This window comes from Chryseobacterium sp. PCH239, from assembly GCF_018924625.1.
GTDB lineage: Bacteria > Bacteroidota > Bacteroidia > Flavobacteriales > Weeksellaceae > Chryseobacterium > Chryseobacterium cucumeris.
This window is the reverse complement of record NZ_CP073027.1, coordinates 3,131,216-3,157,744: the sequence shown is the minus strand read 5'-3', so window position 1 is coordinate 3,157,744 and position 26,529 is coordinate 3,131,216. Positions and strand designations below refer to the sequence as shown.

Genomic DNA, 26,529 nt, shown 5'->3' with positions numbered 1-26,529 from the left:
ATTATTAACCTTAAAAAATAAAAAAATGCCAATTATAGGAAAAATTATACGTGTCAATGAATTGCCTCCCATTGGAGAAAGAGAAGTGAACGCCATCTATCAGGTAGCAGCTCCAGGTTCCCTGTCTTATACAGATTATGCCGTTGATGAAAACGGTGATTTAAAAACCCATGCCGTTGTTGATGGAACTATTCCCCTGGAATTAGCTGATAATCATGTCAGTATTTCAAATGCGGATCTTTTAGCAGAAGGAATCGCAAGTCAGGCTCAGTATAATATCAAGACAAAAGAGAAATTAGCTAAGAAACTGGAAATTCCTGTGACAGATGGAAATGCGCAGGATTATCCTAAAATCATAGGAATGAATGATAACGGAAATGTTGCCAAACTTCCTGCAGGTGATCTGGGGAAGAATATGATGAATGCAAACCTTTCCAACAGTGCAGCAAGAAGCCATACTCTTAACGCCTCATTTTCGATCAATACCTTAGGAAACCCTTATGTGTTATCCGGGCTGCCCAATAAGAATTCTGACACCGTTAATTTTCAAAAAGTTGTAGTTCAAAATACCGATGGCTTAAACGCTATTGTTGACAGTAAAAATCTACTGTTGGAAATGCCCAATCAAATGACAGAAGCTGAGAGAGCCGCATGGAAAACTAAAATGAACGGAGGATGGAGCACAGGAACAATGAGTGTGGCTGTTATATCCCCTCCGGTGGTGGATAAAACAGATCGTCCGTTCTGGATTAATCTGAAAGGAGCCAACTTAAATCTTCCTTCCACAAGCTTTAAAGTCGAGTTATGTACTCAGGACAGCATTTCTGCTGATACGGCTACTGTTGTTGCGGCCATCCCTGGTTCACAGGTTCAGTTGTATACCAATGGAATTGATCTGACCTTCTACTACAATTTCAAAAATATTCCGGCAGGAGAATATAAAATAAGACTGTGGAATGGGGTAGCATGGTACTTAACAAGTTTTACCATCCGTGTGGCAAGCCAGATCCAGCGTGTTCCTCTCAATAATATTGTTTGGGAACAGAAAATATACAATAATGCTGTATCATCCGCCATTACACAGGCAGGAGCAGCCGTAAGTTACAGTTCCGACAGTAATGTAAAGACTCCTGCCGATGATTCAAGTTTCATCGCAGCCAGAAAGACCAATCAATTGATTGGTGCAGATGAAGATTTTTACATGAATGTTGAAATTACAGGTAAAACAGCAACGATAAGTGGACCAAACGGTTTTGGAACGATGACCCATTTTGTAGGATTAGTAAATGCCGCCAATGGAGTAGATCTCTTAAATCAAACGGTTGCGAATATCAGACTGGTTCAGTCCTACTGGTATCCTATGTGTAAAATATTCCCTGACAATTCAGCAGAGGCAGTAACCACTGCGGAGCCTACCTATGCTCTTAGTGCAACATTTATAAGACGTGGAGGAAGCTGGACCGTCATTGTCAATTTCAATAACAAAACGGTTACCTATACCAAAACAGGGTATACAGGCCCGGTTGCCTTCGGAATGTATAACATGAATACAGGCGGAAATACAGGCGTAAGTGCCAATATCGTTGAACTGTACAAATTGTAACAAGTAACAAACTTTAAGATAAACTTACTATAAAAAGGCAGAGCCTGAAAATTCTGCCTTTTCATCAAGCAGTGTCTATGAATTGATAGACACTGATATTTAACCAACAAAATTTTAAAACAATGAAAGAAAAATTATTACTACCAGAACAGGTACAGCAGCTTTTAAACGAAATCAATACAACAGATCTCAACCTGGGTGAAATCCAGATATCTGAACATCCTATGCTTCCATCCTTTAACAGATTTATCCGAATCAATAAAATGGTAGTAGACACAGAACTTCCAAGAACCTATCTTTTTTATCAGCAGGTTTTAAGGAATAAAGAAACCAATGAAATTGAACCTTCCAACCTTCCGACTCCGGAATGGCTGATTGGGGAAGAGGAATGGTCAAGTCTGAGAGACGAAAGTTTTAACAGAATACTTGTTCCTGTAGTAGATGAAGAAACGCAGAACCCTGTTCTGGATGAAGAAGGAAATCCTAAAACATCTATTGTTAAAGTGAATACTCACCATTACATGCTTTGGCTTGTGAAGAACAATAAAGTAGGTTTTCTGGATCTTCTGAAAAGCTATTTACAGGAATTTGTTGAGTTGAAAAGCAATGAGCTAAATAAACTGTCTTAAATACCAAGAGTTTGTTTAGATGAATTCAATAACCATTTTACTGGCAGGGCCTTAAAGCTCTGCCTTTTTCAAAAAAGAAAAATTATGGAAACACTTGAGCTTAGAGAAATTATCAGTAAAGAATGGCGTACTGATGATTATATAAGAAAACAGCTGTTATGTAATAAATTAAAATACAGTAATCAGTTTAATCAGCGGTTTATGCTGAATTATAACATCAATGATTATGATGGAACTGCCGAAGAAAAATACATTAAGGATGATAAAGAGAACATTATATACTTAAAAACATATCTCAATAAGAATGCTGAGATTGTTGACCTGGCACAACCAGAGTGTGAAATCAAATTTGTGATTAATGCTGCACAAGAGAAGATCTCCTGCCAGCTTATTTATTTTTATCACAGAGATGCTAATCGGGAAGAGCTTAGGAGAAAAAAAGCAATTGTACTGGAAACCTTTTCTTATGAGGAATTCAGGAGATTGGTCATGCATGTAGGATTTGATGATTTTGAAAATTATTCCGAGTACAAAAACTACTTCACAGAAATCTTTAAATCAAGTTTTCTTAAAGCAAAGAGTGCAGAGGAGCTTAAATTCCTTTATACCAATACTCCTGAGTTTGTTCTTCGGGGAATGGCTCTTGAAAATGAAACGTTATTTGGGCATCTTCTTGCCTTGACAAAACTTGATGATACTGGGATTTTCAGCGGATGGAAGGATGGAAGTTCTGCTTTAGTCAATGTCTTAAAAGCATTTTCCGATCGTTTTTTTTTAGTGGACAAGTTCAAAAAAAGTCCTGAACTCTGCAACAGGATTTATTTCAACCTGGATGGGGTAAGTGAGTTTAATGGAGAAATGAAATCCAACCGTATCATTTTTGCTACTATTCTTATGGAGTATTGCCTGTTTTCTGATAACCGTCCAAAAGCAGGAGCTCCTACTTTCAGGATAGGAAATGAGTATAAAGTCAATACTGAAGTTTTCGGGCTGGCGGGAGATCTATTGGGTTTTGGAAAATCAGATGAAAAAACTTTTTTTCTTCAGCAGCAGAAAGAAGTAACAAAGAGAGTTTTCATTGTACCCAAAGAAGGGGATCCTAATGCAACAGAACAGGTAACAGAAGATCTGGATGAAGGAGCAGAGTTTTATCCTCTCGATATGGTTTATTTCATTGAGCAGCATACATCAGAAACCAATGAAGAAGGGGAACAGCGGGGTACTGTCATGATGGTTCCGGCTATTTATGTAAAAGCGCTGGCTGATGCAGAAAAATGGGAAGATATTAATGAAACGATCCGGATTGTGGCCGATATGGTAGGAGTCGTTTTTGGAATCGGAACATTAGCATTATCCGGAAACCCGTATCTCTTATTAGCAGCGGCAGCAGATCTTAGTTTGGCATTACCGGATCTTACCATACAGGCATTCCGGGCAGAAATTGCCAAGCTTCCCGGAGGAGATGAGTTTCTGCGGCAATGGGATCTTATTTATAACGTATTGGGATCTGCTGTAGCAGTACCACAGCTTGCTGTTGGTTTAGCACAGCTTACTGTCGCTTTTTACAGAAGTTGCTTAAGCTTATTGAAAGCATCTGTGAATGTTGCAGAAAATGTGAGGCAGGGGTTGCGTGCAAGTGCAATTTCCGTATTTTTGGATTTGAACAGCGGAGTTTATCAAAGGAAAGATCTCCGTATGTTTAATCCAACAGAATGGGTAATCCCAAGCGCAGGTTTCATTTCAAAAACATCGGAATGTGATGCATTGATACAGAATGGAGCATTCTTTATGGAGCTTGATGCTGCTGCCATTATGGAGAGTATTGGAAAAAAGGGAGGTGTTAATCCTGCTGCCATCGGCTCAATAAGCAGTAACAGAAAATTTGCTTTAGTGTATAAAGGAGAGATTATTGCTCAGGGAAGCCGTTATGACAAAGCATATCAGAAAGTCCTACAGGAAATAAGAAAAGTAAGCTATGATGCTGAAAAGGTTGGAAAGATATTAGAAGAATATAGGATAATTGCTTTTTGTGAAAGAATACCGAAAATTGCAAATAAATTTCCTTTGGAATCATTGCCTGAAGAAGGTTTTATTCTTTCATATACTTTTGATTCTAATGGCATTTTCAAGCAGTCTACAGGTAATATTTTTAAATCACGAGAATATGATTTTGTAATTACAAAATCTGGTGAATTAAGAATAGGGAATAAGCATCATCTTTTAGGTAATCGTGAGAATGTTTTAGCAGCAGGAAGTATGAGTTTTAAAAATGGGAGAATTTCAGAATTACATAACCTATCTGGTCATTACAGACCAACAATTGAAGAAGCAATGAGATTGGAAAAGATTTTACAGGAACTTGGAATACCTATAAAAAAAGCAAGATATGATATTTATATAATACATGCTAATGAAGAAGGTTTTGTTACAGGTATGAAAATAAATAAGAGAATATTTATAGAAAATTTAAAATAATAAAAATGGAACAAATTATTATAAAACTATTAGGCTTTTTAAAATTTAATGACTGGGAAAGTTATAAAAGTTTGAAAAATGAATTATTAAGTGTAGATACTAAAAATCTTATTGTTCAAATTTTAAATGAAAGTCGATTTAGAGATACTGATGTAAAAGCACTTCTTTTAGTTATCCCAGAACTATGGAAAGATTTTAATATGGATGACTGGATGTATATTATTCGGAAAGTTGATCGTTCAGCCAACTATAGAGTATTAATTGATAATGAGCCTTGCTTTGAAGATATACGGTTTTTATATAATTGGATTGGAGTTGATAGTATTAAATTATACCAAAACGGATCAGGTATTCCTGAGAAAAGTAAAAAAAGTTTAGACCGTGTATTTCCAGTGCTTTTGACAGATCCTATGAGGGAAGGTGAATTATATAAAGAAGACTTTCAAGATGGAACTTTTGGAGACATAAAATATTTCCGAGATATGAAAACGCGATTAATAAGTCAAGGAGCAAAGCCAAGTCCAATGCCAAATTTATAATGACTTTATAGAATGGTAATCCCGAGTGCAGGATTCATTTCAAAAAACATTTGAATATGAAGCATTTAAATTGGACTATTGAAGGTCTGGAAGAGGTTATCTATATAACAAAAGCTGATAAAATTAATCATTAAAAAATACAATGGGGCTAACCTATAATATATGCTTTAAAAGAAAATTAGAACAAAAACAGGAATTAACAGGCCTTATTAAAGCACATGATAATTCACTTTTCTTAATATCTAAACTCTATGATTCTATTTTCGGTAGTGTGAACGGAGATTTTGATGGTGAGTTGATTGATTTGGAATTTGCAGGGGCTTCTTATGTTTCATTTGATGTTATAAAAAAACATGCAGTTTCAATATTATTAAGAAAATCTGTATTACAAATGGTTCATAAAATCACTAATGAAATTTATCCTAACGAAGACTATTATTTAATTTTTAATGGAGATTATATCTTTGAAAAAAGGGAAAATGGTATTTTAAAAAGAAATAGCAACAGTGATTTTTATGAAGGACTAGATTAAATTGAAAAATAATTATATAACGGCAGCCATGAGTTGCCGTATTTTGTTTAAATACTATACATATAAAATATAAAATAATGGAACAGATTATACAGAAATTACATCATGGAATAAAACAAAGTGGTTGGGATTCTTATAAGCCTTTAAAAAATGAATTATTAGCTTATAATTCTAAAGATTTAATAATTAAGCTGCTTAATTCTGAGGATTTTAGGTATAAAAATATAAGAAGCCTTTTTGTTATTATTCCTGAATTATGGAAAGATTTTAATCTGGATGATTGGATGTATATTATTCGAAAAGTTGACCGTCCTACAAACTACCGATTATATATTGATGACGGACCCTATTTTGAAGACATTCGTTTTTTATATAACTGGATAGGTATAGATAGTATTAGTTTGTATAAAAATGATCCGGGAGTTTCTTCTAAAAATAAACAAAACTTGGATAAAGTATTTCCAATGTTTCTACATGATACATTAAGAAATGGAGATTATAAGGAAGAATTTTCAGATGGAACATTTGGAGACATAAAATATTTCCGAGATATGAAAACACGATTAATAAGTCAAGGAGCAAAGCCAAGTCCGATGTCAAATTTATAATGATTTTTGATCATTCTAATTTATACGGATAATAAGACTAGTTAAAAAGTTAACCGTTCAATTTTTGAACGGTTAACTTTTTTTGATTGCAATTTAAATTAGATATCTGTTTACTCGATTATTAGATGAGAAAAGTGCTCAAGCAAATCGTTTACCTGTTTATGGTAACGAAAGGATGCTTATGGGAGATTTTAATATTCCGAAAGCAATTACTGATAAGTATTCAGGATTAGGCGATTTAGTTCTTTCTGATGCAATGGCTTTTTATCAGACGAATAAGAAGTTTGGTCAACTGGATGGAGTTATAGGATGGTGGAAAAAAGCAACAATGTATGAAGATTATGGAGGCCAATCTATTAACCTAACTAAATTCTGGGAAGCAGGAGCTGCTGGAAAAAGTATCGAAGAAGCCGCATTATCAACTTTTACAGGTTCTAAAATGAAAGCAAAAGGATTCGGTAAAGTAAGATATGGACTTCAATACATCACAGAAAATGAGGTAATAATTAATTTTTTAAAGAAATAATATGGAAATAACTTTTAGTAATACAGCAAAACATAATCAAGATCATTTTGATTTTATTGCCAATAGAGCGAATAGATATGTACATGGTTCAAAATATATGTATTCTGATGAGGATTATTTGCAAATAATTCGTAAATCTATTCCTAATAGATTGGAATCTTCAGATTATAAAGATTCACCTCTTACGAAAGAAGAAACAATGGCTTTTAATGAGGCTTTGGAAAGACAAATCGAATACTGGTTATCATTAAGAGTGCATATTCCTATAAAAGAAGGAACAGATACTGTAACTTATAAAGGAGAAACTATAGAACTTGATATCCGGCCTATTGATATCAATGACAATGATAAGGCTTTACGAGATTTATTACGTCTTCACGATATTATAAGAGAGTGTCTGGAAGAAGATAAGCCTCTATGTTTAAGTATATATGAGGAAGAATAAGTAATTTTTAAACCGCTCAGTTTTGAGTGGTTTAATTTGTTAATAAAATTATAATTCTTTTACTTGAATTTGAATAACGAGCTTCCTAGTTTGTCTAATATATAATGGTAATTATTATTAACTACTTTTATAAAAGAATTGTTTTAAGAATTTTCTTTTTATAATCAAAAATAAATTTTAATCTATAGAAACGTTTTGATGTTACCTTATCGTTAATAAAAGTTGCAGGAAGTTTAGCTGAAAAAATAAGGTGTTTTAACTCATTTTGTATTTTTTCGTTTTTCCCCTTTTCAATTTTTATATTAGATATAGTTCTATTTTCTTCTACAATAAAAGAAAAAATAAAAGTATTTTCAACGGGCAAAATATCATTATCAAAAATCGCAAAATTAAAGGATTTAGATAGTTTTTCAATTTTAAAATATACTAAATTATCATCTATATTGTAATTTTCTGGTATTTCTTTGTAATTTTTTGGAGGGGGAGGATTCATAACCTTTTCTTCCTGTCCGGACAATGACAAAAAAGTAAAAATAGAACAAAGTATAAATAAATTTTTCATATAATAAATTTGTGTTAATTCAAAAGTAATAATTTTTATTCAGAAAAACTTTTCATTTTAGATTTTTAAAATATGCTCAATAGGTTAAAATTAATCAGTCAGGTAGCAAAGCCAAGTCCAAAGCCAAATTTATAATGACTTGGAATAGTTTTAGAAACATTTTAAACTGAAATAAACCCCGGCCGTCTTTAAAGGCGGCCGGGCTATTTAAACTAAAAAAATAAATTAAGGATGTTCATTTCTCGCTCTGATGACCAGATTGACTAAATCCGAGCCGCCACTTGCAAAATTATCGCTTGGATTATGCGCGCTTTGAGTAGCCACAGCATACGGAGAACCATCCCAATATCCCCAGAAAGGGCCTCCGCTTTGTCCAGGCCATATATCTGCCTTATGGCTCATGCTCTCGTTGTCATCAGCACTCCAGAAATCTCCATCCAGTGCGATACCTGTCTGGTAGGTAGGTCTTTGCGTTCCTGTAAGATCTCCCGGATAGCCTGCGTGAGTCCAGTAAGCACCTCCGTCCCATGAATCGGAATAGGATTTTGAACCTAACCAGCCTGTGCTGTTTCCGATTGGTCTGTCCAATACAATCACAACATAATCGTATTGAATTTCTGTAGAATCAATAGAAGGTCCTGCAACTTTATACTTGTAATACGTTAAAGTACCCCAGGCAGTTCCGTAAGGAGCGCTTCCGTTGTAATACATCGGGGTGAATTTCAGCCATCCTGTTGTATTATTAGGCTGCCAGTCTACAATGTGAGAGCAGGTAAGAAGGTGTCTAGGCCCGATCATCACACCGCTTCCAGACCCCAGAGAACTTTCTACTCTGCCGACACATCTCCACGGATAGGCTGTAGAATTGTATACTTTTCTCTGATCGACTCCAAAAATGGTTCTTGCATTTTCAGGAGTCAGGAAAGAATCCCTGTCGATAAATTTAGGTTTACGGTCTCTTTTCGGTTCAAGTTTCGGATTGTACTCAAAATCAGCATGAGTAGGGTAGAAATGGTCAGTTTCCAGTGCCCGGTTTTCTGCTGTTTTTTCATCCATAGGCATTCCTATTGTTTTCATTCCTTTAGGAAAAGTTCTTCCGTTAATGGTTTCCATAGCCGGAGCCTGGCTGAATAATTTTTCGATGGCTGACGGTTTTTCAGTTGATTTTGCTTTAACAGTTCTAAGTCTTAGAACTTCTTCAGCGGTCATTGGATTGTTGTTTTCGGTTTTAGACATGATTATTATTTTTAATCTGGTAAATTCCTACTCTTTTGATGGCTTTTCGGATTCCGCCGGTAATGGTTATTAGTTAAGTGAATATTTTTTGTGAAAATTCTGCAGTGATACTTTCTGTCTGGTTGATCTGGGCAGCTCCCATAGCCGCTAAGGCAATGGCAACCTGTTTATCAAGAGTTTTTCTTACAATATTACCGTTGGTAGCACGCAATATTTTACAGAAATGATACGTAAAATAGCCTCGTATCTGTCCGCTGATATTTCCTTCCATGGATACCTGATTGTCTTTTGCTGCAGCCCATAACGTATGATTCATTCCGGCAACAGGCACAAGCGCTTTAGTGAGAATGGTTGATTTTTTTGAATTTTTAGAGGTCTCCATTTCGCTGGCGTAAGTGAGATAAAACTCATCCTCAAGCATTGGAGGGATATAGCGGGCTGTTTCGTTGAGAAGATCAGCTTCCAGTCCCAGATCCATTTTTCTGGTTCCTGTTCCCGAATAACAGCAGTCGAAGATAACTTCCATATTTACTCCGGCTTTTAGCTTGCTGAGAACAGTTTTAAAATCATCATCCCGAATGACACCGTTATTGGCGTAATCATGCGGACAAATAGCTTCGTCCAAACCATCCAGTTCAAGATCCGATCCGATATTGGCCACTCTGGTTCCGTGTCCTGAATAATAAAAAACGAGAGAGTCTCCTTTTACGCTTGTGCTGATCATGGATTTCAGATAGTTCAATATATTCGCTCTTGTAGCATTCTGATTGGTCAGGATTTTAATCTTTGCGGGACTAAAACCACAGATCACCAATGTATTTGCCATGTCTCTAGCGTCATTTACACAGCCATTAAGATCCGGACCTCCGTATCCGATGGGTGCATAATCATTAATACCTACGATAAGTGCTTTTTTCATTGTATTAGTTTTAAAAAATATTCCCTACTCTGTTCCGGCTTTTCGGGGGCTGCCTTTTTGTGTTTTTTTCTATGACAAAATTCCATCTTTCAGAAGAGCAAAAACAGAGGAGAAAACCGCGTTTTGAAAAAGGAAAAACACCTTTTTTGTTTGTGTATGAGTGGGTTATGAAATAAAAATCCGGCAGCTTGAAAAGCTGCCGGATACGTCTATAGAATGTAAAGATGTTTATTTTTTCAGGGAATAAATAGGATTAAAAATTAAGTCAGCACAAATCATGCTTCAAAGCAAAAAGTACCAGACCCGCTCTGTTTTTTATATCCAGTTTCACAAAAACCGAATCTCTGTAGCCATCAATGGTTTTGGGACTCAGGCACATTTTATCCGCTATTTCTTTGTATGTGAGTTCACTGCAGGCCCATTTGATAAACTCTTTTTCCCGGTCTTTCAGCTCTGAAAGCAAAGACGCATTTTTGGCTTCTTCTGTTTTTACTTTCAATAGTTTTTGAGCCACAAAATCAGTATAAAAGCTGCCTTTTTCAAATACCGTTTCAATGGCCTGGAAAAGAATGGAAGGCTGCATATCTTTCAGCAGATAGCCTTTAGCGCCGGCCTTTAACATTTTAATTAATATTCTTTCATCATCATCCATGGTAAGGGCAATGACTTTAATATCAGGATAATGCTCTGTAAGCCATTCTGTAGTTTCTATACCATTTTTATAAGGCATATTAACATCCATCAGAACTACAGCAGGTAATTCTGAAGCCTTTTCCACACCAGCAATAAATTCTTCTCCGTTGGGATGATTCATAATGACCCGATATTGAGTGTTTTCTGTGATCATATTCTCCAGTGCTTTGGAGATTAAGGTATGATCATCAACGATTGCTATGGGAATTTTTTTCATAATAAATTTTTATGATAGGTTATCAAAGTTTGTGTTCCTTTATTCAGTTCTGATTGTATAGACAGTTCAGCATGAATCAGCTTGGCTCTCAGTTCCATATTTTTTAATCCTGAGCCGTCCTGATTACTATTGATATCAAAGCCTCTTCCGTTGTCCGAGATACTGATATGTAATTTTTCACAGTCATCTTCCATGTGTATGGAAACATTTTTGGCTTTGGAATGTTTCAGAATATTATTGATACTTTCCTGGATAATTCTGAAAAGGATCAGTCCGTGTTTAGGCGAAATATCAATATCCTGTTTTTGAGTAATAAATTCTATTTTCAATAATTTTAGTTTTTTGATCCTTTTCACTTCTCTTTCAATGGATTCTGCCAGTCCGAAATGAATGATCTGTTCAGTAATCAATGTTTTAGACAGGTTTCTGATATCTTGTATACATTCTCCCAATAATTCATTGAGTTCGATGAGATCTTCTTTTTCTGTATTTTGGAGTTTGGTAATCAATTGGTTCTGGCGTAAGCGGACTACGGATAGTTTTTGACCCAGATCATCATGTAATTCCTGCCCGATATAATTCAGAGTCTGTTCTTTCATTTCTACCTGGGAAGTCGCCAGTTCCTTTTCAAACCGTAGATCTTTTCCTTCTGCTCAATCAGCAGGGTTGTTTTTTTCCTGATAAAAACCGCATAAATGAAGACCATTGTCAAAACAACGATGAATAAAGTAATCGTAAAGATGATGACCAGATTATTCTCTTCCATATCTGCAAAGCTTTTATCTTATCTTTCCTGTTTGTTCCAGATTAAACCTAATATCAGTATCCCGTTACTGATCAGATTCAGCATAAATAAAATGAAGAAATAAATCGTCTCCGAAACAGTAGTCCTGAAAAAAAGTATCGGAATGCTTCCAATAAAAAATATCATTAAAGATACTGATATCCAGAAAGGTAAATAGTTTTTGATTTCCAATACTTTATCAGAATTAAAGGTTTGGTACAGGAACAAAATGATTGAAAACAGCAACAGAAGAATATCTGCATAGAGCATATTAAAAGAAAAATGATGAAGCAGATCATCTTCTGTATAAAACATCACAACAATATTGAGGACAAAAAGAATCAGGATGATGGTCTGTATCTTTTTGAGCATCGGAACATACAGTAATTGGTAATAATACAATAAATACAAAAAAAATACAATCATTAAAAAACCAATTACATAGAAGATGTCCGTAGGCAGATTGGTCAGCTTGAAATAGAAATAACAGGAAATATCAATCAGGGAAAACAACAGATATCCTATAATAAAAAATAAATTCTCCTTTCCGGTTTTTCTGTATTTTATGACCATTAGAATCATCACTACAATGGAAATGGCCATCGATATCTGTTTCCCTGTTTCAATATTCCAGTTCATAATGCTGTGTTTTTTAAGGCATTGTTTCTGATAATGCTTTTGGTGGAGGCGCCAGATTGGTCATGTTCATAGATTCTATTGAAGTAACGTCTGTGTTTTCTTCGGTGGTGGCTGATCTGGCCATGGCCTTCTCTCTTTCTCTTTTTTGGGCGGTAGGTACTAAAAATATAGTTTGGTAACCTGCATATTCAGGTTTTGCCATTCTGTTTTTAGGGTGGTTCATTGGGTATTTTCCCATGTAGATCCTGATTCCCGGATTTTTTAATTTTTGTTTTCTGGCATTTTCTTTTACATATTTAATATAGCCTTCCATATCTTCAAGCGAAAACCAGTACCATCGCGAATCGGGTTCGCCGTTTCTGTACTTCATGAGAATTTCATGATTGGTTCTGGTGTATTCATCAAAAAGAACGCGCCCTTCACGGTAGCTGATCAGTTTCTTTTTATAACTGTTGCTTACAGGTTCTTTAGGAGGTTCGGTGCAGCTAAGCAGACAAAGAGCCAGAATAAGAGCTGCACAAAGCAGAGGTGAAATCTTAGTAAAAAAGGAAGTTTTCATTTTTATGGTTTTAATTTTATGGAACAAAATTAGCGAACGGCACAACTATAAAAAAGGGTGAAAACACTGTTTTTATCCTTTATTAAATTTACGACTTTTTGATATTCAGTTGAATAGGAATTACGAGGTTTGTTTTTTTAATTAAAAATATCCAATGGTATTCCTTCAATAATAAAATTAAAACCATGATGAACATTCATGGCTTTGCAGGAAAGGTTTACCTTTTTATCCTCTCTTTTTCAATCTGGTTTTCACCCCAAATTCTCAGATAATCAATAAAAGGAATGAGTTCGGCGCCGGTTTCCGTTAGAGAATATTCTACCTTAGGAGGAACTTCGTGATACACTTCCCTATGGATAAGCCCATCATCTTCCAGTTCCCGGACAGTCTGGGTAAGCATTTTAGGGGTAATATCAGAAAGGGTTTTACGAAGTTCGCCATACCGCATAACTGTCTTCAGATGAAGATACCATAAAATACGGCCTTTGTACTTTCCTCCAATCCGTTTAAAGGCATAGTCAACAGGACAGGATGGCTCATTGGTAACTTTTTTTATTTTTAACATTTTTTCAATGGTTTGATAATCAGTATTAGTATGTTTTTAGTATGTAGATTACTAAAAAGTACATACTTGCTGCAAAGATATGATGAGACTACATTTGTCCGATAATTAAAATCAAAAAAAATGAAAGCTGTTATTGTAAACGAAGCAGGAGGCGTTGAAAATCTTCAATTTACGGAAATAGATAAGCCTGTCATAGGAAATGATGAAGTATTGGTAAAAGTAGTATCGGTAAGCATTAATCCTGTAGATGTAAAGTCCAGAGCATATGAAGGAGTTCTGAACTGGATTTTTGAAGAAAAGAGGCCCGTTATTTTAGGATGGGATATCTCGGGAGAAGTCGTAGAAACCGGGAAAAGTGTAATTGATTTTAAATCTGGAGATGAAGTCTTCGGAATGGTCAATTTTTTTGGAAAAGGAAATGTCTATGCAGAATATGTGGCTGCCCCGGCGGCTCATCTGGCATTAAAGCCCCAGAATATTACCCATCAGCAGGCTGCCGCAGCCTCAATGGCTGCTTCAACAGCATATCAGGCATTAGTGGATGTTGCCGGAATTAAAAAAGGAAGCAAGGTTCTGATCCATGCCGCTTCAGGTGGTGTCGGTCATTTTGCTGTTCAGATTGCGAAGTATTTTGGTGCATATGTTATCGGCATATCATCCGGTAAAAATAAAGAATTTGTTTTGTCGCTGGGGGCTGATGAACATATTGATTATACAACGGAAAACTTTTATGAAAAGGTGCAGGATGCAGATATCGTCATTGATACCCTTCAGGGAAAAGCTTTGTCGGATTCGGTAGATATTGTAAAAGAGAATGGTATTATCATAACACTTCCGACGCCTGAGATTCCTGAGGATATTGCATTGAGAGCCAGGCAGAAAAAGGTGAATATTGAGTTTATGATGGTACAGTCTAAAAAAGAAACTGCAGAAGCAATTGCGGGCTTATTGAAGCAGGAAGCATTGAAACCATTTGTTTATAAAACTTTCCCGTTTGAAGACATAGCACTGGCACACCTGGAGGTTGAGACCAGCCGCGTTGCAGGAAAAGTAATAGTAAATCTGTAAAATAAAAACAGGACCGGAAATCTATTCCCGGTCCTGTTAAACAAGATTAAGTGTAAAATTTAGCCTTTACAGGCAAAAAGGATAATTCAAATGTGAACAGATTTTTATTGATTCTTAATCTATGTTTAAGGGAATTGATAGTAATGGTAATTTATTCTTGTAGGCCATTATGGCTGTTTTGCTTCGATGGAAAAGAGATTCTACAAGATTGTATTTATAAGGAATCATGGTTAAAAGGTCCGGGCTGGTCAGTTTTATTTCCTCCTCAATCGCTTTGATGACTTCAATGGACTGAATCATTTTAAAGCTGTACTTAATATCATCCAGATCATACCCGGAATTCAGGTCAATATCATGAATAACCTCAGCAAAATCTTCTAATCTTTCACTTACATTGAAGACCTCAATCTCAGCATTGAACTCATTAATAAAGTGGTAAATATCATTCATGGCAGACCAGGTCATGCTTTTGTGCGTATCATAAGCAAAAAGAATTTTTCTGATTCCTGTATATTCTATGTGAGCTGGAACAATGAGTATCGGTTTTTTAATTCTGTGGATAGCTCTTGTTACGCTGTTTCCCAAAAGCTTCTGTTCCAGAGTTTTTTCAGCCATTCCCATCACAATAAAATCACAATCGTGAATCTGCATACAGTTTTCAAGCTCTTCAATAAAATTGCCGGAAGCCAGATGATGCTGGGTTTCAACAGTATATAATCTTTTAAGTTCCGCTGCCTTATCCTCCATTTTTTTCTGATTTTTAAGCGTTTGAGTGTAGAAAAAATCAGCTGAAGCCTGTGCATTCAGGGCATGGATGGAAACGGACTGAAGATTGAAAAGTACAATCCTGTATTTGTTTTCTTTAGCCATAGATGCTGCATAATGAGTGGCATTTTCAGCTTCGTGGGAAAAATCTGTGCAGACAATTATTGTTTTCATTGTACCGGATTTAATACCACAAAACTATGATAGACAGCTATTCCCTGATTATAAAAATACTGTGATGTTGCATAAAATGATGATGAAATGTCTTTTTCAGGTGATGAACCGTCACATTCATTTTAACTCTGCTATTTTACGTTTCAGGTATTGTTTTGGCGGTCTCGTCCAAAATAGAAGATACTCATATAAAATCTATTTCTATATTTACATTCATAAAGTCCCGGATATGAACAGGATTTCTGCCATCAGGAAAAAAATAGTACGGAATAAGAAGATTCTTTCCACCATGAAAAGAAGGCTGGTGATCTGGGCCTTAGCAGTGGTCACTTTCTGCGTTTTTTCCTACCTTATTGATCCTTTTGATCCCGTTTGGAAAGGCTACCTTGATGCTCCTTTAAAAATGATTCTCGAAGATGCCACATGGATTATCTTTTTTTCAATCATTATTTCTGAGGTAAGTATATTTATAGACAGAACACTTAATAAGTGGCTTCCCTGGAGAAACAGAACCGTAAAGCGATTATTCATTCAGTGTTTGCTTCAGATCGTGGGAAGTGTTTTGATTGTGATTATTATCAATGCAATCGTGGATGGTACTTCAGTAACATTACCTGAAATGGATTCCCGCAAAGAATATACACTTCTTGGACAATGGATCGCTACTAATATTGTCATATCGTTGATTATCAGTGCTTTTAATACTGTTGATTATTTATTGGAAAACTGGAAAAAAACAGCAGTAGAAGCTGCCCAACACAAACTGAGGGCATCAAAACACAAGCAGGCTGCAATGGCGGCAGAACTTCAGGCACTTAAGCTTCAGATTGACCCGCATTTTATTTTCAATAACTTAAGTGTGTTGTCAGAACTCATCCTCGAAGATCAGCAGTTGGGGTATGAGTATTCCGAGAAATTTGCGAGAGTATACAGATACTTATTGGTCAATTCCAAAAAAGACATTATCGCCGTAGAAGAGGAACTCAAATTTTTAGAGTCCTATATCTTTCTGATTGAAAAAAGAATAGGGGAAGGCGTTATATTCAAAATAGATATTCAGGAAGAGTGCAGATCCAGATTTACCCTTCCGCTGTCTTTACAGTTGCTGGTTGAAAATGCTATTAAGCATAATCAGACATCCAAAGTAAACCCTCTGGAAATTCACGTTTATACAAACCCTGAAGGAGAGCTGGTAGTCTCCAACACATTTCTGCCTTTAATCAACAAACCGGATTCCTCAGGAGTAGGGCTTACCAATATCGTTGCACGATATGAAATCTTAGGATATCCTAAACCTGTAATTGAAAAAACTGTAGATAAATTTATTGTAAAACTCCCATTGATATGAAGATTAATAAAGTTTTAATTGTTGAAGACGAAAGACCCAATGCAGACAGGTTAAAAAGACTGTTGTTGAAGTTAAGACCCCATATTGAAATATTGTCCGTGGAAGACTCGATCACCTCAACAGTACACTGGCTGGAAAATAATGTTGTCCCGGATGTCATTATGATGGATGTACGCCTTGCAGATGGTCTCAGCTTTGAAATATTTAACAAACATGAAGTTAAGAGTGCCGTCATATTTACCACAGCATATGATGAATATGCAGTACAGGCATTCAAATACAACAGTGTAGATTATCTTCTGAAACCTGTTGAAGAAGAAGAACTGGATGCTGCTTTAAAACGCTATGAAACCTTTATGGAAGCCGTCCCGGTAGTAGGAACAGCCATTGAAGGACTGTTGAATTATATCCAGCCAAAAGACTATAGAAAACGTTTTCTGATCGCCCACAGAGACGGATATAAAACCGTGCTGGCAGAAGATATCCTTTACTTTTATACCGAATTGGGAATCAGCAAAGCCATGCTGAATACGGGAGTGGTAGAAAATGTTCCCCAAACCCTGGAAGAACTTGAAAAACAATTGGATCCTAAATTCTTTTTCCGTGCCAACAGACAATTTATCATTCATATCAATTCCGTTAAGCAGATTTTAAATCATTTTAATGGGAAACTGAAGCTGGAACTAAGGAAACAGCCTGATATGGAGGTTATTGTGAGCCGGGAAAAAGCTTCCGTTTTCAAATCCTGGATGGATTATTAATCCTGGAAAAATACAGACAAGACTGCTTCTATAAAAGCAGTCTTTTTTTGCTTCACTTATATCGTCCACAAATTTGTATTTGACAATTTTACTTATATTTTCATCCGAAATATTCTTTTTTATCACATTTATAAACGAAAATAGCTGCTTTCCCTTCATTTTTCCTATCATACGTTTCATCTGCGATTAATGACACTTCACCCAACTTCTGAATGAATATCACTGTAAGATGAAGTTATTTTGCTCCTGTAAAATTTAAAAACCAATGTTATGAATTACAGAAAAGGATATCTGGTACTTTCACTTACAGCTGCAGCGATATTGTACTCATGCGGTTCCGGGAACGGCCAGGAAAATACTCAGCAGATGCAGCAGGCATTGCCTACAGATTTTATCCAGGTAAAGTCCGGAGATGCTGACGTGTCTACAGGATATCCCGGAAGCATAGAAGGACAGGATAATGTAGATATTAAAGCACAGGTAACAGGATATCTGGAGGCAGTATATATCAAAGAAGGACAGTATGTAAGCAAAGGACAGACCCTTTTCAGAATAAATCCATCTGTGTACAATGAGCAGGTCAATACCAATGAAGCAGCCTTGAAATCAGCGCTGGCGGCACAGGAAACAGCAAGACTTGAAGTGGAGAAACTGAAACCTCTTGTAGAAGGAAAAGTAGTTTCCGATATGCAGCTGAAAACCGCTCAGGCGAGTTATAAAGCGGCATCAGCACAGGTTGCACAGGCACAGTCATCATTGGGATCCTCAAAGATTAACGCCAATTTTACGTATATCAAAGCGCCAGTGAGCGGATACATAGGCAGAATTCCGAACAGAGTAGGAAATCTTATCAGCCCGTCTGATCCATCACCACTAACCACGCTTTCAAGCATCAACAGTGTGAATGTATACTTTTCAATGAACGAAGCTGATTTTATTGCACACAGCAAGGCTGCGGCATCAGGAAATACAGCAGAAAATGTAGAGCTTATCCTGGCAGACGGTTCCACTTATTCTCTTAAAGGAAAACTGGAAAATGCAAGCGGAAATTTCGACAGAAATACCGGAAGTATTCAGATGAAAGCTGTTTTCCAGAATCCGGACAAATTATTAAGAGCCGGAGGAACAGCCAGAGTGATGATTCATAATGCCCTTAATGGTGTGATTAAACTTCCGAAAACCTCTGTAAAAGATATTCAGGACAGATTCTTTGTTTATAAACTGAATGGTAAGGATAAAGTGAAAATGACACAGATTACCGTTTCAGGAAGTACCTCCCAGGATTACTTTATCAAAGAAGGCGTGAATGCAGGAGATAAGATTGCCATTAACAGAATTGATGCCCTTACAGACGGAGCACAGGTGGTGGCACACACTGTTCCTTTGAAATAGTTGTATAACCTTTCTTAGAAAATTCAAAAATGTTAAAAAAGATAATAGACCGTCCTGTACTGGCGACGGTAATATCCCTTATCATTGTTATTTTAGGGATCATAGGATTAAACCAGCTGGCAGTGACCAGATTTCCGGACATCTCTCCGCCCACGATTACCGTTTCAGGATCATATCCCGGAGGAAACAGTGAAACCGTGATCCGTTCTGTGGTAACACCGCTGGAAGAGCAGATCAACGGAGTGGAAGATATGGAATACATGAAGTCTACGGCAAGTAATGATGGTACATTCTCGATATCCATTATATTCAAACAGGGAGTGAATGCTGATCAGGCAGCCGTAAACGTGCAAAACAGAGTACAGCAGGCCACCCCGATACTACCGCAGGAGGTAGTGAGAATGGGATTGACCACCTCCAAGCAGCAGAACAGTATGGTATTGATTTTCAATATTTATACGGAAGATAATAAACAATATGATGAAACTTTCCTTCAGAACTATGCGAATATCAACCTTATTCCACAGGTTAAAAGAGTAAAAGGAGTAGGGCAGGCCATGGTTTTCGGGTTGAAAGATTATTCCATGAGAATATGGCTTAATCCTCAGAAAATGTCATCTTACGGACTCGAGCCGGCAGATGTTTCCAGAGCGATCGCAGACCACAGTTTGGAATCTGCTCCGGGAAAACTTGGGGAGGAATCTGATGCAGCCTTAGAATATGTAATCCGCTATAAAGGAAAAAAGAACAAGCCGGAACAATATGAAAATATTATTGTTAAAAATACAGGAAGCCAGGTTATTAGGTTAAAAGATGTTGCCCGTGTAGAATTCGGAGCCATTTCAAATACCGGAGATAACCTTTCCAATGGGAAAAATGCAGTGACTGTAGCGATTATGCAGACTACAGGATCCAACGCGAATCAGATTGAAATAGGAGTGAATAAAGCTCTTGACCAATTATCAAAATCATTCCCTCCTGGTATCAAATACACGAAGGTAATGAGTACCAAAGAAAGATTGGATGAAGCTACAGGACAGGTGAAATCTACCCTGATAGAGGCATTTATCCTCGTATTTATAGTGGTGTTTATATTCCTGCAGGATTTCAGATCTACGATTATTCCGGCAGTGGCGGTTCCGGTGGCGATTATCGGTACCTTCTTCTTCCTTCTGGTCTTGGGATTTACCATCAATGTACTGACGCTTTTTGCTCTTGTACTGGCCATCGGGATTGTAGTAGATGACGCCATTGTAGTGGTAGAAGCTGTTCACAGTAATATGGAAGGAACAAACCTTTCAGGAAGAGAAGCTACTCACAAAGCAATGAGTGAGATTACAGGAGCGGTTATCTCTATTACATTGGTGATGTCGGCCGTATTTATTCCCATCGGATTTATGTCCGGTTCTGCAGGATTATTCTATAAGCAGTTTGCCTATACATTGGCCATAGCGATCATTATTTCAGCAGTTAACGCATTGACTTTAACTCCTGCTTTATGTGCCGTGTTTTTGAAAAACAATCACTCGGGAGAAGGTAAAAAACCAAAAGGATTCGGGCAGAGGTTTGCTGTGGCATTCAATGCTGGATTCAATAATATGACCAACCGTTATGCAAAAGGAGTACGCTTTTTAATAGGGAGAAAATGGATTGCAGGAGGATTAATCGTAGTTGTTATCGGGGTTGCAGGCTGGCTGATGTCAAGTACGCCAAAAAGTTTTGTACCAATGGAAGATGACGGATTCTTCATGTACACTTTAAGCATGCCTCCCGGGACAGCATTGACCAAAACGACAGAGGTTTCCAACAAGATCAATGATATCTTAAAAGGAGTGGAAGCGGTGCAGGAAAATACTTCCATTACCGGATACAACCTTCTTAGTAACAGTGCAGGGCCGGCTTATGCAATGGGATTTGTTAAACTGAAGCCTAAAAAAGAAAGAGGTGAAGTTCAGGATATCCAGGAAGTGGTAGACATGGCAAGTGCAAAATTGGGAGTGATCAAAGAAGGAAGTGTAATGACCTTCAGAATGCCTCCTGTAGAAGGTTACGGAATGACGAATGATGCCGAAATTGTACTTCAGGACCGTATGGGAAGAGATCCTCAGGTTCTTAAGGCCAAAGCAGATGAACTGATCGGTCAGTTGATGCAGGTTCCGGAAGTAGCATTTGCCTACACGATGTTCAGGGCAGATTATCCTCAGATGGAACTTGAAGTAAATGAAGATAAAGCAAAGCAGCTGGGAGTAAGCATTTCCAATCTGTTGGGAACTGTTCAGACCTATTTCTCAGGAGATCAGTCTCAGAATTTTTCAAGATTCGGGAAGTTCTATAGAGTGAATATTAAAGCAGATGGTGTTTTCCGAATGGACGAGCAGGCCTTCAACGATATTTTCGTAAAGAATGAAAAAGGAGATATGGTTCCGGTGAATACACTGATTACTTTGAAAAAAGTCTACGGTCCGGAATCCGTTCAGCGATATAACCTTTACAATTCATTAAACATCAACGTGTCTCCAAAACCAGGCGTAAGTAATGGAGAATTGATGGATAAACTGGAACAGACTTTAAGCAAGCTACCATCCGACTACAGCTACGAGTGGACAGGATTAAGTTTGGAAGAGAAATCAGCAGGAAATCAAACGATTGCCATTTTTGGACTGTGCTTGCTTTTTGTGTACCTGCTACTGGCAGCTCAATATGAAAGTTATATTCTTCCTCTGGCGGTAATGCTTTCCATCCCAACAGGAATTGTAGGAGCATTCTTAGGAATAAAAGCCATCGGGCTGGATAATAATATTTATGTACAGGTGGGACTCATCATGCTTATCGGGCTTCTGGCCAAAAACGCGATCCTGATTGTAGAATTTGCCATACAAAGGCGAAAAGCAGGTCTTTCGATTCTGGACTCCGCACTGGAAGGAGCAAAGGCGAGGTTACGTCCTATTATCATGACTTCATTAGCCTTTATTGTGGGAATGGTTCCACTGATGATTTCTTCAGGAGGAATGGCATCAGGAAACAAATCCATCAGTACAAGTGCGGCCATGGGAATGCTAAGTGGAGTGGTTTTAGGAGTTTTCGTCATTCCTGTACTCTACATGTTCTTTCAGTATCTGGATGAGAAATTCTCTACCAAAAAGAAGTATACTACAACAGAAAATCAATTGACAAATGAGCATATTTAATATAAAGAATTTCCTTATTTCAGGCGCAATGGCATCACTACTGATGTCTTGTGCCGTAGGGAAAAAATATACAAGAACAGACCTTCAGATTCCCGAGACCTACAAAGAATCCATGCAGGTGACAGGAGATACAGTAATTCTTCCCTGGAAGACATTCTTCAAAGATCCAAAATTGATAGGCCTAATAGATAAAGCCCTTTCAAGAAATAATGAAGTGAATGTCGCTTTGAAAAATATAGAACAGCTGGATCTGATTTATAAACAAGCTAAACTGGGTCTGATGCCAACATTAGATCTTACAGCAGGTGCCAACAGAAGCTGGGCTTCTACCAATACGCTTAACGGCTCTCTGAATGAACAGTTTGTTGGTACAAAATACATGGATGATTTCAGTGCCGCACTGAGGCTTTCCTGGGAAGTAGACATTTGGGGAAAAGCTAAAATGCAGAAAGAATCTGCTGCTGCAGAATATTTTGGACAAAAAGAAAATTTAAATGCCATCAAAAGCAGAATCGTCGTTCAGGTAGCTCAGGCTTATTATAATCTGATCAGTCTAGATGAACAGCTGAAAATAGCCGAACAGAATATTGAGTTGAGTGACAATACCCTTAAAATGATGAATCTTCAGTTTGCGGCAGGACAAATTAATTCATTGGCGGTTCAGCAATCGGAAGCACAGAAGAAAACCGCTGAGCTGCTGATTCCTTTGGCAAAACAGAATATTTCTATCCAGGAAAATGCACTGAGTATTCTTTGTGGAGAATATCCGGACAAAGTAGAAAGAGAAGGAAATCTGAAAACAATGATTCCTGAAAATAAGCTGTCAGAAGGATTACCCGCACAACTGCTGAGCCGAAGACCAGATCTGAAGATGGCAGAGTTTAACGTTATCAGTTTAAATTCCAAAACCGGATTGGCAAAAGCTGCTATGTATCCAAGTATCAGTCTGAGCCCACAGATAGGAGTAAATTCCAATAAATTCAGCTCATGGTTTGATATTCCCGGATCTATTACCAAAGCAATTGCGGCCAATCTTGCTGCCCCTATTTTTCAGAAAAAACAACTGAAAACATCTTATGAAACTGCTTTAATTGAACAGGAAAAAGCAGCCATCAATTTTAAACAATCTGTAATGACTGCGGTGGGAGAAGTTTCCGATGCTATGGCAAAGTCTAAAGGTTCTTCAGAAAGATTACAGCTTTTAGAACAGAGAACAGCTATTCTGGACAAAGGAATCAATGATGCATTGAAGTTATATAAAAGTGGGATGGCTACCTATCTGGAAGTGATCACTGCTCAGAACAATAAACTTCAGAATGATCTGGAAGCCATCAATGTGACCCTTGAAAAATTAAATGCTGAGGTAGATCTTTACAGAGCACTTGGAGGCGGAGTACAATAAAATACAACTGGTAAATAATAAAAAGGAAGCTATGTCATGTAGTTTCCTTTTTGCTGTTTATAAAAGATAAATAGAGCTTTGTTTTTATAACAGGTACGGAATTTGCAATGAGATGATGAAATTTTATATTCACAAAATCAATTGGTTATAATTTTTTTATTCTTTTTTTAGAAAAGGATGCAAGATTTTCAGAAAACATGATTTATATAGATGAGTACTCGAAAATAATTAATGTTTAACGAAAATGTAATGCAATGAAAAAATTGACAGTACCCCGATTTTTTATAACAGTTTTAATGGTTTTGGTAGGATTTACCCTATACTCATGTAATGATAATGAAGGACCGGATATTCCGCCTGTAAAAATAGAAAACTTACCAGGTAACTATAAAGGAAAACTGATTATTGTACAGGGAAATATCAAAAGAGAAGGCGTAAAAGATTTCAAAGTAAAGAAAGATACGATCTCATTTGCAGAATTTCCGATAAGTGAAATTGTAAAGACTGTGGTGAAAGATCCTGTGAAAGCAGAAAATGCCATAAAAACACTGGGAAAAGTGAAATATGATGTTAAATATGCTGCAGTAATCAATACCGCGAATAATGTGATAGAGCTTACTTTGACCCCTAAAACAATGGAACTTCAGATTCCTGTAGACGGAGTGAATAAAAAGACAGTGGTAGAATTCGTTTCTAAGCAGAAAGGATATTATGTAGGGTTAGACCAAACGCTTAGATATGCTCTTACAGCAGAAAAAATTACAGTAGATGGTACAGTGGTTACTCCTTATGAGGTGATTGATTATAATTTTCCATTCTGTATAAAAAATTAATTAATAGATAGTATCATCAATGGATTGCGCCTTATTAAAAAGATGCAATCTATTTTTGCTTGACAGTTTTATAATATCCCGGCGGATACGGAGGCAGCAGCATTATATGGAAGAAAGTAAAGAACAGATTTTGGTAAAGCACCTTCTGAAAAAGGAGGAAGCTGCCTGGAAAGAGCTTTTTGGAGCTTATTCCAGAAATCTGTCCTATGTATGCTCTCGTTATCTGGCAGAAAAAGAAGATGTTCATGATGTCCTCCAAAACAGTTTTATTAAAATGTTCCGTTCGATAGAATCTTTTGAGTACAGAGGAAATGGTTCTTTAAAAGCCTGGATGACCCGTATCACAGTCAATGAATCCTTGAAGCATATTAAGCAGAAAGGAGACTTTAAATCTGCCATAGAAGTAGATGATCTTCCAGATATTCCTAATGAAGAAGAACCGGATTTTGAAGAAATTCCCCGTGATGATATTATGATGATGATCAGAACTCTTCCTGAAGGGTACAGAACTGTTTTTAACTTGTTTGTATTTGAGAAAAAAAGCCATAAAGAGATTGCCGGGCTGCTGGGGATTGCAGAGAATTCTTCTGCATCACAGTTTCACAGGGCAAAAGGACTGCTTGCTCAGAAAATAAAAGAATTTAAAATGTCAAAAAAAGCACAATATGAATAACGAATGGCTAAATAATCTGCGAAGCAGAATGGATGACCATGAAGAGGACGTTCCGGAAGGATTGTGGAATGACATTAAAGATGAATTATTTTCCGGAGAAGAAAATAACAGTATTCCCGGATTTATTCCTGAGGTTCATGAAGGTGAAGCAAACAAAGAAAAGAGAACAAATACAGGAAACAGATCCATATTTTATCGCGTAGGAGGGATTGCAGCGGCCATTGCATTATTGTTTTTGCTGACCAGAATACTGCCCCAGAATGATACCGAAAAAACGCTGTCTCAGAAACCGGCAGATATGAAAGGAGAAAAGGAGAAAAATTATATAAAAACTATAGAAACTGAGAATCTTTCAGGCAGTAAAGTAAAATCAAAAACAGATGTTTTTTTATCTGAAAATATATTGAACACCGGTGCTTCGGAGAAAACATTGACACCAAGATATGCTGATAATGGAGCAGAAAATCAGGCTGGAAGCCATCAGAAGATCCAGGATGTCTTCAAGCTTCCGACAGCATCTGAGTCTTTTCAGCAGGAAAGTAAGATCGCTCAGAAAACATCAGTTATTGATGATACAGTGAAAGAAACTGTAAAAGAACAGGCTTCTGATGAGGTTCTTTTTAATCAGGAAAAAGTAAAAGAAGTCTATGCTGAAAATACACAGCGTAAAGCCACGAGATCCAGAGATAAAAAATCATGGATGTTAGGTATGCTTACAGGAAATATGGGTTCCAATTCTGCAGAACAGCAGTTTCCGGGCTATGCTTCAATCACTGGAAAAGCGATGAATATAGATCAGGTATGGGCTACAGCCGAATATCATGATGATCCTCTGACGGCCATATTACTGGCCAATCAAAGTCAGCCGGTAGAAGCTAGAATCAGACATAAAGTACCGGTGACATTCGGGCTTTCTGTTTACTATAATTTGGGGAAAAGATGGGGAATAGGAACAGGACTGAATTATACCAAGCTTTCTTCTGAGCTGCATTCCGGAAGTGATAATAATTATATTAAAGGAGATCAGACAGTTCATTATATAGGAATTCCTGTTCAGGTTAATTATAATGTCATTCAAAAAGGAAAATTTACAGGATATATTACAGCTGGAGCGTTGGTAGAAAAACCAATAGCGGGCAGTATTACAACAACTTATGTTGTCGATGATCAAATTAAGGATTCCTCAAAAGAACGTGTGGAGCCTAAACCTTTGCAGTTTTCTGTCAATACAGCAGTAGGGCTTCAGTTGAAACTTATTGATAAAGTCGGAATTTATGCAGAGCCGGGAATAGGGTACCATTTTAAAGAAGAAAGTGCTCCTAATACCATTTATAAGGAAAAGCCTTTTCAATTTAATATGAAATTCGGAATACGAGTACTGCTGGATTAAGGCA

27 protein-coding genes are annotated in these 26,529 nt (G+C 36.9%); 17 read left to right on the top strand and 10 right to left on the bottom strand.

The features are described from left to right. Positions 1 to 25 precede the first annotated feature (25 nt). The 8 genes from KBP46_RS14560 to KBP46_RS14525 all read left to right on the top strand — a co-directional run bounded on the left by KBP46_RS14560 (position 26) and on the right by KBP46_RS14525 (position 7,357). Positions 26 to 1,603, top strand: coding sequence for a hypothetical protein (locus KBP46_RS14560; protein WP_216443557.1), 1,578 nt, complete (start codon positions 26 to 28; stop codon positions 1,601 to 1,603). Positions 1,604 to 1,725: 122 nt separating this feature from the next. Then, positions 1,726 to 2,232: a hypothetical protein gene (locus KBP46_RS14555; protein ID WP_123278680.1), complete on the top strand. Its 507-nt coding sequence runs from the start codon at positions 1,726 to 1,728 to the stop codon at positions 2,230 to 2,232. An 84-nt stretch (positions 2,233 to 2,316) separates the two neighbouring features. After that, the gene (locus KBP46_RS14550) at positions 2,317 to 4,707 is read left to right on the top strand and encodes a hypothetical protein (protein WP_216443556.1); all 2,391 of its coding nucleotides are present in this window, start codon (positions 2,317 to 2,319) and stop codon (positions 4,705 to 4,707) included. Positions 4,708 to 4,712: 5 nt separating this feature from the next. Then, a complete protein-coding gene (locus tag KBP46_RS14545) occupies positions 4,713 to 5,246 on the top strand; it encodes a hypothetical protein (RefSeq protein ID WP_216443555.1) in 534 nt (177 codons plus the stop codon). A 142-nt stretch (positions 5,247 to 5,388) separates the two neighbouring features. Beyond that, complete coding sequence (locus tag KBP46_RS14540; protein WP_216443554.1) at positions 5,389 to 5,778, top strand: hypothetical protein; 390 nt, start codon at positions 5,389 to 5,391, stop codon at positions 5,776 to 5,778. Positions 5,779 to 5,855: 77 nt separating this feature from the next. After that, positions 5,856 to 6,386: a hypothetical protein gene (locus KBP46_RS14535; RefSeq protein WP_123278677.1), complete on the top strand. Its 531-nt coding sequence runs from the start codon at positions 5,856 to 5,858 to the stop codon at positions 6,384 to 6,386. Positions 6,387 to 6,567: 181 nt separating this feature from the next. Beyond that, entirely contained in the window at positions 6,568 to 6,912 is a 345-nt protein-coding gene (locus KBP46_RS14530; RefSeq protein ID WP_216443553.1) for a hypothetical protein, read from the top strand. A 1-nt stretch (position 6,913) separates the two neighbouring features. Next, positions 6,914 to 7,357, top strand: coding sequence for a hypothetical protein (locus KBP46_RS14525; RefSeq protein WP_216443552.1), 444 nt, complete (start codon positions 6,914 to 6,916; stop codon positions 7,355 to 7,357). Positions 7,358 to 7,484: 127 nt separating this feature from the next. Here the strand turns inward: KBP46_RS14525 and KBP46_RS14520 are convergent, their stop codons facing one another. The 9 genes from KBP46_RS14520 to KBP46_RS14480 form a co-directional block, all read right to left on the bottom strand. Then, positions 7,485 to 7,919: a hypothetical protein gene (locus KBP46_RS14520; protein WP_110009055.1), complete on the bottom strand. Its 435-nt coding sequence runs from the start codon at positions 7,917 to 7,919 to the stop codon at positions 7,485 to 7,487. Positions 7,920 to 8,144: 225 nt separating this feature from the next. Continuing rightward, entirely contained in the window at positions 8,145 to 9,155 is a 1,011-nt protein-coding gene (locus tag KBP46_RS14515) for a serine protease (RefSeq protein WP_216443551.1), read from the bottom strand. Positions 9,156 to 9,228: 73 nt separating this feature from the next. Next, entirely contained in the window at positions 9,229 to 10,074 is an 846-nt protein-coding gene (locus tag KBP46_RS14510) for a caspase family protein (protein WP_123278674.1), read from the bottom strand. 265 nt (positions 10,075 to 10,339) lie between these two features. Next, on the bottom strand, positions 10,340 to 10,984 hold the full coding sequence (locus tag KBP46_RS14505; RefSeq protein WP_216443550.1) for a response regulator transcription factor: 645 nt from the start codon (positions 10,982 to 10,984) through the stop codon (positions 10,340 to 10,342). Continuing rightward, positions 10,981 to 11,583: a sensor histidine kinase gene (locus KBP46_RS14500; RefSeq protein ID WP_216443549.1), complete on the bottom strand. Its 603-nt coding sequence runs from the start codon at positions 11,581 to 11,583 to the stop codon at positions 10,981 to 10,983. Before KBP46_RS14500 ends, KBP46_RS14505 begins: the two co-directional genes overlap by 4 nt. Before the next feature lie 2 nt (positions 11,584 to 11,585). Beyond that, positions 11,586 to 11,750 (bottom strand): hypothetical protein, encoded by a 165-nt coding sequence (locus KBP46_RS14495; protein ID WP_216443548.1) that lies wholly within the window; start codon positions 11,748 to 11,750, stop codon positions 11,586 to 11,588. A gap of 18 nt (positions 11,751 to 11,768) precedes the next feature. After that, complete coding sequence (locus KBP46_RS14490) at positions 11,769 to 12,407, bottom strand: hypothetical protein (protein WP_123278671.1); 639 nt, start codon at positions 12,405 to 12,407, stop codon at positions 11,769 to 11,771. 13 nt (positions 12,408 to 12,420) lie between these two features. Beyond that, positions 12,421 to 12,966: a hypothetical protein gene (locus KBP46_RS14485; protein WP_216443547.1), complete on the bottom strand. Its 546-nt coding sequence runs from the start codon at positions 12,964 to 12,966 to the stop codon at positions 12,421 to 12,423. A gap of 217 nt (positions 12,967 to 13,183) precedes the next feature. Next, complete coding sequence (locus KBP46_RS14480) at positions 13,184 to 13,531, bottom strand: helix-turn-helix domain-containing protein (RefSeq protein ID WP_062673001.1); 348 nt, start codon at positions 13,529 to 13,531, stop codon at positions 13,184 to 13,186. Between the two features lie 120 nt (positions 13,532 to 13,651). Here KBP46_RS14480 and KBP46_RS14475 point away from each other — a divergent pair, with 120 nt between their 5' ends. Further along, entirely contained in the window at positions 13,652 to 14,599 is a 948-nt protein-coding gene (locus tag KBP46_RS14475) for an NADP-dependent oxidoreductase (protein WP_216443546.1), read from the top strand. Positions 14,600 to 14,713: 114 nt separating this feature from the next. On the opposite strand, the gene KBP46_RS14470 is transcribed toward KBP46_RS14475, so the two are convergent. After that, positions 14,714 to 15,538, bottom strand: coding sequence for a universal stress protein (locus KBP46_RS14470; RefSeq protein ID WP_216443545.1), 825 nt, complete (start codon positions 15,536 to 15,538; stop codon positions 14,714 to 14,716). Between the two features lie 229 nt (positions 15,539 to 15,767). Here KBP46_RS14470 and KBP46_RS14465 point away from each other — a divergent pair, with 229 nt between their 5' ends. The 8 genes from KBP46_RS14465 (at position 15,768) to KBP46_RS14430 (ending at position 26,525) form a co-directional block, all read left to right on the top strand. After that, the gene (locus KBP46_RS14465) at positions 15,768 to 16,886 is read left to right on the top strand and encodes a sensor histidine kinase (RefSeq protein ID WP_216443544.1); all 1,119 of its coding nucleotides are present in this window, start codon (positions 15,768 to 15,770) and stop codon (positions 16,884 to 16,886) included. Continuing rightward, complete coding sequence (locus KBP46_RS14460) at positions 16,883 to 17,647, top strand: LytTR family DNA-binding domain-containing protein (protein WP_216443543.1); 765 nt, start codon at positions 16,883 to 16,885, stop codon at positions 17,645 to 17,647. Before KBP46_RS14465 ends, KBP46_RS14460 begins: the two co-directional genes overlap by 4 nt. 270 nt (positions 17,648 to 17,917) lie before the next feature. Beyond that, positions 17,918 to 19,039: an efflux RND transporter periplasmic adaptor subunit gene (locus KBP46_RS14455; protein WP_216443542.1), complete on the top strand. Its 1,122-nt coding sequence runs from the start codon at positions 17,918 to 17,920 to the stop codon at positions 19,037 to 19,039. A gap of 29 nt (positions 19,040 to 19,068) precedes the next feature. Then, positions 19,069 to 22,227 (top strand): efflux RND transporter permease subunit, encoded by a 3,159-nt coding sequence (locus KBP46_RS14450; protein WP_216443541.1) that lies wholly within the window; start codon positions 19,069 to 19,071, stop codon positions 22,225 to 22,227. After that, positions 22,214 to 23,629 (top strand): efflux transporter outer membrane subunit, encoded by a 1,416-nt coding sequence (locus tag KBP46_RS14445; RefSeq protein WP_062673016.1) that lies wholly within the window; start codon positions 22,214 to 22,216, stop codon positions 23,627 to 23,629. The genes KBP46_RS14450 and KBP46_RS14445 overlap by 14 nt, the downstream gene beginning before the upstream one ends. A gap of 254 nt (positions 23,630 to 23,883) precedes the next feature. Beyond that, positions 23,884 to 24,462, top strand: a complete 579-nt coding sequence (locus KBP46_RS14440) for a DUF4840 domain-containing protein (protein WP_062673018.1) — start codon at positions 23,884 to 23,886, stop codon at positions 24,460 to 24,462. A 106-nt stretch (positions 24,463 to 24,568) separates the two neighbouring features. Then, positions 24,569 to 25,135, top strand: a complete 567-nt coding sequence (locus tag KBP46_RS14435) for an RNA polymerase sigma factor (protein ID WP_216443540.1) — start codon at positions 24,569 to 24,571, stop codon at positions 25,133 to 25,135. After that, positions 25,128 to 26,525, top strand: a complete 1,398-nt coding sequence (locus tag KBP46_RS14430; RefSeq protein ID WP_216443539.1) for an outer membrane beta-barrel protein — start codon at positions 25,128 to 25,130, stop codon at positions 26,523 to 26,525. Before KBP46_RS14435 ends, KBP46_RS14430 begins: the two co-directional genes overlap by 8 nt. Positions 26,526 to 26,529: the final 4 nt, after the last annotated feature.